The 7761-nt window shown below is 67.3% G+C and carries 7 protein-coding genes; all 7 read right to left on the bottom strand.

Features of this window, described 5'->3' with window-relative positions:
* Nucleotides 1-126: 126 nt before the first annotated feature.
* Nucleotides 127-1356 (bottom strand): S8 family serine peptidase, encoded by a 1230-nt coding sequence (locus E2E34_RS27705; protein WP_279637907.1) that lies wholly within the window; start codon nt 1354-1356, stop codon nt 127-129.
* Between the two features lie 179 nt (nt 1357-1535).
* Complete coding sequence (locus E2E34_RS37055; RefSeq protein WP_138904628.1) at nt 1536-3122, bottom strand: WXG100 family type VII secretion target; 1587 nt, start codon at nt 3120-3122, stop codon at nt 1536-1538.
* Nucleotides 3123-3165: 43 nt separating this feature from the next.
* Nucleotides 3166-3510, bottom strand: a complete 345-nt coding sequence (locus tag E2E34_RS27695; RefSeq protein ID WP_138904627.1) for a hypothetical protein — start codon at nt 3508-3510, stop codon at nt 3166-3168.
* 26 nt (nt 3511-3536) lie between these two features.
* Nucleotides 3537-4727 carry a type VII secretion-associated serine protease mycosin gene (mycP, locus tag E2E34_RS27690; RefSeq protein ID WP_244316169.1) on the bottom strand — a complete coding sequence of 397 codons (1191 nt, stop codon included), beginning with the start codon at nt 4725-4727 and terminating at the stop codon, nt 3537-3539.
* A gap of 218 nt (nt 4728-4945) precedes the next feature.
* Entirely contained in the window at nt 4946-5230 is a 285-nt protein-coding gene (locus E2E34_RS27685; protein ID WP_138898206.1) for a WXG100 family type VII secretion target, read from the bottom strand.
* Nucleotides 5231-5277: 47 nt separating this feature from the next.
* Nucleotides 5278-5589, bottom strand: coding sequence for a WXG100 family type VII secretion target (locus E2E34_RS27680; protein WP_138904625.1), 312 nt, complete (start codon nt 5587-5589; stop codon nt 5278-5280).
* 205 nt (nt 5590-5794) lie between these two features.
* A complete protein-coding gene (eccB, locus tag E2E34_RS27675) occupies nt 5795-7372 on the bottom strand; it encodes a type VII secretion protein EccB (RefSeq protein ID WP_138904624.1) in 1578 nt (525 codons plus the stop codon).
* Nucleotides 7373-7761: the final 389 nt, after the last annotated feature.

The following is a 7761-nucleotide window of genomic DNA, read 5'->3' as shown; positions in this document are numbered from 1 at the left end:
GCACAGGGGAGCACAGGGGCGTTTGCGGGGCGGGGGCCTTGGTCGAGGCCGACCTCAGAAACGACTGAGCCCGTCGCGTACGCCCCGAGGGGGCGGGCGCGACGGGCTCAGCTCTGGGCGTACGGCTTACTGCCCCTGGTGCGGGGGATGCTGCGCATAGGGGTTGGGCTGCTGCGGTGCCTGGCCCGGAGGCGAGCCGGGGTACGGCTGCTGGGCGGAGGGGTACGCCGGCTGGTCCGGGTAACCGCCCTCCTGAGAGGGCCCGCCGCCGGATCCTCCGCCACTGCCTCGGTTGCCACGGCTGCGGATCACGGCGAAGACGATGCCACCGATGACGAGGACGCCTACGATGCCGGCGATGACGAGGATGGTGCCGGAGGAGGACTTGGTCTTCTTCTTGGCCTGGTTCGTCGTGCTGTCTCCACCCTCAGAGCCGCTGGCGGCCTTTGAGGACGTGGACGCGGGCGCTTGCGGGAGGGGGCCCTCCTTCGGGCCCTTGGGAATGTCCATCGTCAGCGCCGAACCCGGGCGCGCGATCCCGTAGCCGTACTGACGGTCGGGGACCTCACTCACCTTGTTCTCCAGGAACGAGGCCGACTTGACCATGCGGTTGATGACTTGGCCGGCTGTGAGGTCGGGGAATTTAGAGCGGACAAGGGCTGCGATTGCTGAGACGTAAGCGGTGGCGTGGGAGGTGCCGTCGGCTACTCCGTAACCGCTGGCGAGGTGAGGTTCAGCAGCCAGGATCCTTACGCCCGGGGCCGCGAGAGTGACTCCCTTACCAGTATTCGAATCGCCCCAAATCTTGAACGACTCATCGATGGCGGTTACTGCAACTACCCCCGGAAGAGCGGCCGGGTAATTTACGGTTCCACCGTCATTGCCCGCGCCCGAGACAACTACGACGTCATGATCCTGCGCATACTTGATTGCCTTAGCGCCCTTAGATCCGGGGTAAGCATTGTCATCGTTGAATGAAAGGTTGATGACCTTAGCACCCTGATCCACAGCGTACCGAACTCCAGCCGGCCAGGCCGCCGAGTCCATCTCCTCGCCCGCATCGGCGCGAACCGGCAAGATCTTGGACTTAGGCGCGAGCCCCATCACACCAGCAGCATTGTTGGCCCCATGGCCGCGGCCAGCGATGAGACTCGCCATTTCCGTACCATGGCCATCGTCATCCTGATGCGGATCGTCGCCGCTAAAGTCCTTCCCCGCCAAGACCTGTCCTGCCAGATCGGGATGGCTGGCGTCGACTCCAGAGTCCACGACAGCAACCGTGACACCTGCGCCCTGCGATGTCGCCCAAACCCTCTCTGCGTCGTACACGCGTAGTGGCCATTGCTTGTCCCGCATAGCGTCCCCAGTCGCCATGGGGGCTGAAGTGAGGAGCAAGGCTCCTGTCAGCGCCACGACTCCTGTCGTGGACCAGACTCGCTTGACACCCATTCCTTGCTCCTCACTCAACTACGACTGGTTACGCCAGCCTGCATACGCGGACCGCTGGCAGCTTGCCATTCGGGCCGCGCGTGTGCCTACTCGATGTTCCGCGGCACGTTGCGCCTGCGGTCCTCCTCCGAGATCCAGGTCTCCTCGTCTTCGACCAGGTAGTCGGGACGCTCGCCCCTGCTGTTCTCGTCCTCGGGGCGCCTGCCATTACCTCGGCCCATGCCGCCTGCCATACCGCCGGCCATGCCGCCGCGCTGCGATCCACCGCGGCTGCCGTGCAGGCCCGCACCGGCGCCTGTGCCCTTACCGGTAGGTGCCTTGGCCGCACCGACTACGCCACCTCGAGCCTTCGCAAGGGCTCCTCGGCCGCCCGCTGCAGCGCCACCTCGACCGGCTGCGCCGGCCCCGGCACCGCCGCCCATGCCGCCCATGCCGGCTCGACCACCGGTACCACGGTTGGCTCCGGCGCCTCCCGGGCCACCGCTGAGACCAGCCCGGCCTCCCGGGGCACCGAGGCCGCTGCGCGCAGCCGGGGAGATTCCACGCGGACCACCGATAGCGCTGCGACCGCCACCACCGCCAAGACCAGGGCCTCCGATGGGAGCGATGCCGCCGGGCGGCATTGCTCCGCCGCCACCGCCGCCACCACCACCGCCAGGGACGGGACCGGGGCTAAGGCCGGGGCCAGTTAGCCCGGGCTTGATGCTGTCCACGTTCGTACCCGTGGTGGGCGGCAGCACGGAACCGCCGGTGATGCCCTTCGCACGGGGAACCTGTGGGGCCGCGCCGATCTGGCTGGTTCCGCCGGCGCTCCAGGGCTTGGGAGCTGCGCCTACCGCACCCGGGCGAGCGCTGCCGGATGGGCTCGGCATCGTGATGGGGGGAGGCATCGGCACGTCACCTGACGGGGGCGCGTACGGGTCGTTGGGGTCACCGCCAACCTTCGGCGTCTTGGCGTAAGCCTTGTAGTTGACCGCCAGCTGCTCCATCACTGCAACAGCTTCGAGCTGCTTCTGCTTACCCAGCGACAGGGAATCCGCATTCGCCTTCGCCGCAGCTTCCGTGCTGGCGCCGTTCTTGATGTCTTCCAGCAGCCGAGCGTCGTTCCGCTCGTCATCGAAGGCCTTGTCCCAAGCCCTGTCCCAGCCGGACGGCTCCTTGATGTCCCGCATCTTTTCCCTGGAGGCGCGCAGATCCTTCTGCGCGGCATCCATTATCTGCGCATTGCGATTCGCCCAAGCAGCGCCATTCCTGACCCTCTGCGAGAGCTTCGCCGCCTCGCGCTGGAACGCCTGGGCCGCTTCGCCTTCCCAGTGTTCCAAGACGTTGTCAACAGCCGTCTGCAGCATTCCGGCGACGCTGTCCTTCGCCGAGACGGAGTCCACTCCGCCGCTCTTGCCGTCACCATCTCCTCCGGAGAGGATGTTGTGCACCTGCTTCCAGTGCTGACTGACCTCGTAGATCCGGTCCGGATCCGCGTTCATGATCATGTCGCGCAGAGCAGGGATCCCCTGGTTCATCAAGGGCGTTTCGATCTGACTGCGATCCGGCCCGCCCTTGCCGCCGTTGGGCTGCTCCTCGAGGATCTCGTCGTGCTTGTCCTGGATGCGCTGCTCTCGCGCCTCCTGCTGCGCTTTGATTTGTTCAGGTGTGGGGTGGTAACCGTATGCCATCTTCGAACATCCCCTCCGTCAGTGGCCGTTGCCTGTAAGCCGTTTAGAAAGCCGAGCCCTTGGACCCGCCAGAGCCGCCACCCATGTTCGTCTCGACCGCGAGCTCCTGGTCGGCGTACTTGTCCTTGACCTTCGAGGCGCTCGTGCCGAACCTTTCAATCAGGTCGTGCAGTCCCCGGATGATGTTCTCGATCCGGACCTTCTCTTCTTCGTGAGCCGCGTGCAGCGCGTTCGACTCCAGGAACTTGTCACTGCCGAAGGCACTGCTAGGGATGTTCGTCTCGTACTTGGCTTTGGTCTTGGCCGACTCCATGTCGCCAAGGAGACCCAGCAGCTTCCGGATGACCTCATCCAGCGCGCTCAGATCGACCCGCACTCCGTTGCTCATACCCCGTTGTCCTCTCCCCTGTTTCCTTAACCTGACTGCCTGGCGCGCTTGTTGCGCCAGTCCCGCACCGCGATTCCGCTCCCGCTCGCCAGGAGTACCAGCAGCAGGCCCGCGCCCACCACGTACATCGCCACCCGGCGCTCCTGTTCCGCCTCCGTCTCGCCCATCGTCACTGCCATGGGGATGACCTCGCCGGCGCCCGCGGTCACCGGTAGGTCCGGCTTCGGGCGGGTGCCCGGGGTGGAGTCGTCCGCGAGGGCGGCCACCGGGTCGACGACGCCCCAGCCCAGGTAGCGGTTCGCCTCACGGCCCGGGCGCTGGGCGGATTCCTGGATGCGGGTGGTGATCTGGGCCGCGGTCCAGCTCGGGTGCTTCTCCTTGAGCAGCGCCGCCACACCGGCCACGTACGGGGCCGCGAAGCTCGTGCCGTCCGCCGTGCACTGGCCGCCCTTCGGGACGGTCGAGACCATGCCGACGCCGGGCGCCGCGATGTCGACGAAGTCGCCCGCCTGCGAGAAGGTGGCGCGTTCGTCGTTGCGGTCCGAGGCCGCCACCGCCAGGACGCCCGGGTACGACGCCGGGTAGGTGTCGGCGGACCGGCCGTCGGCGCCGTCGTTGCCGGAGGCCGCGACGATCAGGACGCCGGCGTCCACGGCGTTCGCGACCGTGGTGCGCAGTTCCCCGTTGTCCTTCTTGTTCGCGGTGTCCGAAGAGATGTTGATGATCTTCGCACCCTTGGCGACCGCGTCGCGGATCGCGGCGGACATCGTCCCCGAGTTGCCCTGTTTCTCCTCCCCGCCCGTGTAGCGGAGAGACAGGATCTTGGCCTCCGGGGCGATGCCCGCGAAGCCGGTGCCAGGGTACGGCCGGGCCGCGATGATGCCCGCGACACGGGTGCCGTGGCCCTCGATGTCCTCGGTGCCGTCCTTCGACTTGCCGACGTAGTCCTTGCCGCCGGCGGCCATCGCGCCGCGCAGCTGCGGGTTCGTGTCGTCGACGCCGGTGTCGATGACGGCTACCGTGACGCCCTTGCCCGTCGCCTGCTCCCGCAGTTGGTCCAGGAGTACGCGCTGGAGCGACCACGGCGTGGACTTTATGATCTTGCCGCCGAACGTGCACTCGGAGCTGGAGGTCAGCCCGAAGGACGGCTTGCCGGCGTCCGCGAGGCGAGTGGGAGCGGCAGCGGCCGCTGCCGGCGGGGCTGTCGTGAGACACACCCCGGTGACCGCGAGAACGCCAAATGCCCGCTGCAGTGCGCGGGTTCCACTCGTGCGCTTGCGCGGACGGGGTGTCAGGACCCCCATGTTCAGGCTCCCCAGGCTTTCTTGCCCCGGTCCGTTCGTCGGCCGGAGCTCTGGTTGTCGCAGAAGTGGGTCGGCCCAGCGGACGCCATGACGTCGCCGGGCCGGCCCATCTCGTGTGACCTCGGGCCGGCTCAGCCCCAGGTGTTGGCGTTGCTCTTCTCGGTGGCCTGGTAGTTCTCCGCCGAGTTCTGCAGCGCCGCGGCGATCTTCATCAGCGTCGCGTGCAGGTTGGCCGCGGTCTTGTCCCAGTCGCGCTGCTTGCGCTGGTAACCCTCCTGCGCCTCACCTTCCCAGGTGCTGGCGACGCGCCGGACAGCGGCCTCGACGTCGTCGAGCTGCTGCTTGATACGGCCGGCGGTGTTCTTGACGTCCGTGGACGCGTTGGTGATGGTGGCGTAATTGACGAGAATCGACATCGTCGCTCCCTTTCAGGAAGAAGTCGTGGCGGGTCGGGGAGAGTTGCTCAGCCGAAGTCGGACATGATCTTGCTGACTTCAGCGTTCTGCTGCTCTTCCGACGCGGTGTAGTTGCTCCGCGTGGAGTCCACGGCTTCCTTGATGTCGTTGAGGATGTCGCTCATCCTCTTGGCATCCTCGTTCCACCGGTTCTGGAGCTCGTGGTACGACTTGGCCGCCGTGCCCTGCCAGCCCCCCGCGATCTGGCTGATCACGCCGTCGAGACGACGGATCTCGCCCTGGATCTGACCATTCACGGTGGCGATCTGGCCCGAGAGCCTGGTCAGCTCATCTTCTGTTACCCGAAACTGCCCGGCCATGGTGAACCTTCCCCCATGTCGTTGATGGTCCGGGAAGCCTGTGCCACTCCCCGGATAAGCGTCACATCAATGAGCGCTGCAAACACTCTATCGTCCGTACGTCACACATCCACATGTGCGAGTTATCAGTTACAGAGTTCACACACACGCGCGACGGCCTTGTGATCGACAACACCAAGTGCCGCCCCGATTATGCCCGTTGGGGTCACTGGCTCTGCGGCTGCGCCGCGCTTCCGGTGTCCAGCATCGGCCCCTTGGGAATGAACTCCGCGAACGGCTGCGGCACGATCGCGGGGCTGGACACCTTCTCGTAACCCAGGCGGGTGCGCGCCTTGTCCGTCTCGCTCGCCTCGTCCTGCGAGGACGCCTTGCCACCGCTCTTGTCGGCCGCGCTGTCGTTGTTCGAGGGCAGCGAGTAGCGCAGGCCCGTGTCCGTCAGCAGGTACGTGGCGCCACCGCCCTGCGCCGCGCCGGTGACCTCCTGGAAGAGCAGCCCCGAGCCCGAGGAGACGTACGCGTTCAGCGAGTCGGCGATGATCTTCTTGGGGTACGCCGCGCCGGCCCATGTGGCGAGCTTCGGCTTCGCGTCCGGCCCGACGGCGCCGCCGTAGACACTGCACGAGGTGGTGCGGGCCGCCTCGGTCGCCGTCGCCGCGGGGTTGGCCTGCCGCGGTACGTCGTGCGGCCAGCCCTTGTCGCCGTAGAAGGGTTCGCTGACCCCGCCGTTGGCTTCGATGATGTCGGAGGTCTCGGCCTTGATGTCGGTGACCTCGTCGTTCGCGTACGCCAGCGAGGCGGACGGCGACGCCTTGATCAGGGCGGCGACGAACGGCGAGACCGACGCGATCCGGTCCTTGAGCACGACGTAGTACTGATACCCCTGCGCGTCCCGCGCCTTGAGCACCCGGCCCACCGTCGCCGCCTCGGCCGGAAGCCCCTGGAGCGTGGTCTTGTCCCCCGCGGCCTCCACCACCGGGAAGGAGATCTCGCCGCCCGGGTTGAGCGTCTTCAGCCACTCCGCGCTCACCGGCTGCGGCTTGGCCGTCGAACCGATGACGGAGGCGCGCAGCTGCTGCATCTCCGTGGTGTCGGGCCGTGAGGTGCCGCCCAGCACGAAGGCGTTGCCCTTGCCGTCGACCAGGTACTCCAGCTTCGTCCTGGTGTTGACGACGTACAGCGCTTCGCGCGCGTCGACCTTCCCCGCGTTCGCGACCGACTTCGCGTCCTTGTCGTTGAAGACGAAGACGGCCCGGTCGAGCGACGTGCCCGAGCCGCGCATCGGCTGCTCGCAGACCGCCCAGGTCTTCGCCTTCTCGGCGTCCTCCTTGGTGGGCAGCCGGTCGGGGGCGTACGGGATGCCGAGCGTCGCTCCGTGCGGGATGCCGCTCTTGTCGATCTCCTTGCCCGGCACCTCGATGACGCTGCCCTTGCCCTTGTCCAGGAGGAGCTTGGCGGAGGCGTAGTTGAGGACGGGGTGCAGCGTCGGGACCTGCTTGCCGTTCGCCGCCTTGTCCTTGATGACGACGTAGCGCGTGGTGGAGTCGCTGTCGACGATGATGTGCTCGTAGGGCGTGTCCCAGCCCTTCGGCGCCGACGGCTTGATGACGCCCCAGGCGATGAAGCCGATCACCAGGACGACACCCACCGCCAAGCTGGGCATCACCGTACGGATGGGCCGCGGCGCGCCCTCGTCGGAGCCCCCGGGCGAAGGTGCCAGGAACGCTGCGACGGTGCGCTTGCGAGCGAACGTATAGGCGGCGAGCTCATCCCGACGCGTTGCCATGGTCCTGGCTCTCCCGTTTGGTCGTGCGTGAAGGCTGCTTGAGCCGAACAGGCCACCTACTATGCCCTGCGCCGCGCGACCGTGATCCACCAGGTGCGCGGTCCCCGCCGCATCTTCACAGCCCTGTGCCATGTTCGTAGCCCGGCACCTGTGTCGCCCCGTGTTCATCAACGGGTACCGTGACCACTCGCACAACTGACGTGGGCAATTGTGGCCCCTGGCCCCGTCGCCGCGTTCCGCGAGACGGATCCGCACCGACGAGGGCCACCACTTCGCGAAAGGGATCTCCCGGGGGATGACCAGCGCTACGAGCACTCGGCGCGGACGCCGCGCACAGCAGCAACCGGGCCGTGGCCGCAGAGCCGCCCCCGCCCCGGCCCGGTTGCTGC

This window comes from Streptomyces albidochromogenes (genome assembly GCF_005981925.1).
Taxonomy (GTDB): Bacteria; Actinomycetota; Actinomycetes; order Streptomycetales; family Streptomycetaceae; genus Streptomyces; species Streptomyces albidochromogenes.
The sequence above is the reverse complement of the archived record's forward strand: the minus strand, read 5'-3'. Positions and strand labels throughout refer to the sequence as shown.